This window comes from Achromobacter sp., assembly GCF_057314935.1.
The window spans coordinates 1-1,564 of the sequence record NZ_DBHKZA010000193.1 but is presented as its reverse complement, the minus strand read 5'-3'; the positions used below and the strand labels follow the sequence as shown (position 1 = coordinate 1,564).

Here is a 1,564-nt window from a genome sequence, read left to right as displayed (position 1 = left end):
CGTGCCGACGGCCTTCGACACCGTCACGCCCGCGCACGACGACGTGGCGCAGATGCTGTACACGTCAGGTTCCACCGGCAAGCCCAAGGGCGTGCCGCTGACGCACGCGGGCCAGCTGTGGGCGCTCGGCGCCACGTCCGGCCCGGCGGCCGCAACCGATCGACAGGAACACTACCTGCTGGCCCAGCCCCTCTTCCACATGAACGGCCTCTTCATGGCCAAGCGCGCATTCGCCAGCAACAGCCTGCTGGTGATCCAGCCGGCGTTCGACGTGGCCGCCTATGCCGATGCGCTGGAACGCTACCGCATCACCGTCCTGACGGCCGTGCCCACCATGTTCGCCCGGCTGGTCAAGGAGCCTGCCTTGCTGCAGGGCCGTGACCTGTCTGCGCTGGGCCGCGTCATGCTGGGCTCTGCGCCGATGACCGTGGCGCTGTACGAACGCATCCAGCAGGCCCTGCCGCAGGTGCGCATCACCCACGGCTACGGCACCACCGAAGCCGGGCCGGCCGTGTTCGGCCCGCATCCCGACGGTTTGCCCACGCCGCCGCTGGCGGTGGGCCATCCGATCGATCCGTCCCACGTCCGGCTGGCCGACGGCCCCAATCCCGATGAAGGCGTGCTGCTGATGAAAAACCCGGCCGTCTTGTCCGGCTATCACAACCTGCCCGAAAAGAGCGCGCAAGTGCTGCGGGACGGCTGGTATTACAGCGGCGACGTCATGCGCCGCGACGCCCAGGGCTTCTACTATTTCGTGGGGCGCGCGGACGACATGTTCGTCTGCGGCGGCGAAAACATCTATCCCGTCGAAGTGGAAAAGCTGCTGGAGCTGCATCCGGATGTGCGCCAAAGCTGCGTTGTGCCCCTGGCCGACGAAGAGCGCGGCCAAATCCCCGTCGCCTTCGTGGTGCGCCGCGACGGCAGCGCCCTGGACGCGGACAGCCTGAAGCGCCATGCGCTGGCCAACGGCCCCGCGTACCAGCACCCGCGGCGTATCCGCTTCGTCGACGAACTGCCGTGGGCCGGCACCAACAAGGTCGACCGCAACGCCCTGCTCTTGCAGGCGCGCGCACTGGAAGCGCGCCAGACCTGGACAACCCCTGAAACGGAGGCCGCATGAGCCACGCATCTGACAGCTTGACCGGCAAGACCGCATTGGTCACTGGCGCCAGCCGCGGCATTGGCCGCGCCATCGCCCTCGCTTTGGGGCGGCGCGGCGCGCACGTCGCCGTTCACTACAACGCGGCCAGCGACGCCGCCGACGAGGTCGCCGACCTGATCCGCGCAGCCGGCGGGCAGGCCTGGACGCTGCGCGCCGACCTGTCCGCGCCCGAGGCGGCGTCCGACCTGGCGCGCGACCTGCGCCAGACCCTGCTTGAACGCAACGGCGACGGCGGCCTGGACATTCTTGTGAACAATGCCGGTGTCGGCCTGCGGGCGCTGCTGGCGGACGTCACCCCCCAAGACTTCGACCGTGTGCTGCAAGTCAACCTGAAGTCGCCATTCTTTCTTATCCAGCACTGCCTGCCGTTCCTGCGCGACAACGGCCGCATCATCAACATTT

Annotated in this window: 2 protein-coding genes; both read left to right on the top strand. The window is 68.5% G+C overall.

Annotation, left to right across the window (positions count from 1 at the left end; translation table 11 throughout):
- The coding region (locus ACO6D5_RS30035) for a class I adenylate-forming enzyme family protein (protein WP_485827427.1) at window positions 1-1,120 on the top strand (1,120 nt) is incomplete at its 5' end.
- Window positions 1,117-1,564 (top strand): SDR family NAD(P)-dependent oxidoreductase (locus ACO6D5_RS30030; RefSeq protein ID WP_485827426.1); only part of this gene is annotated, 448 nt, incomplete at its 3' end. The genes ACO6D5_RS30035 and ACO6D5_RS30030, both read left to right, overlap by 4 nt.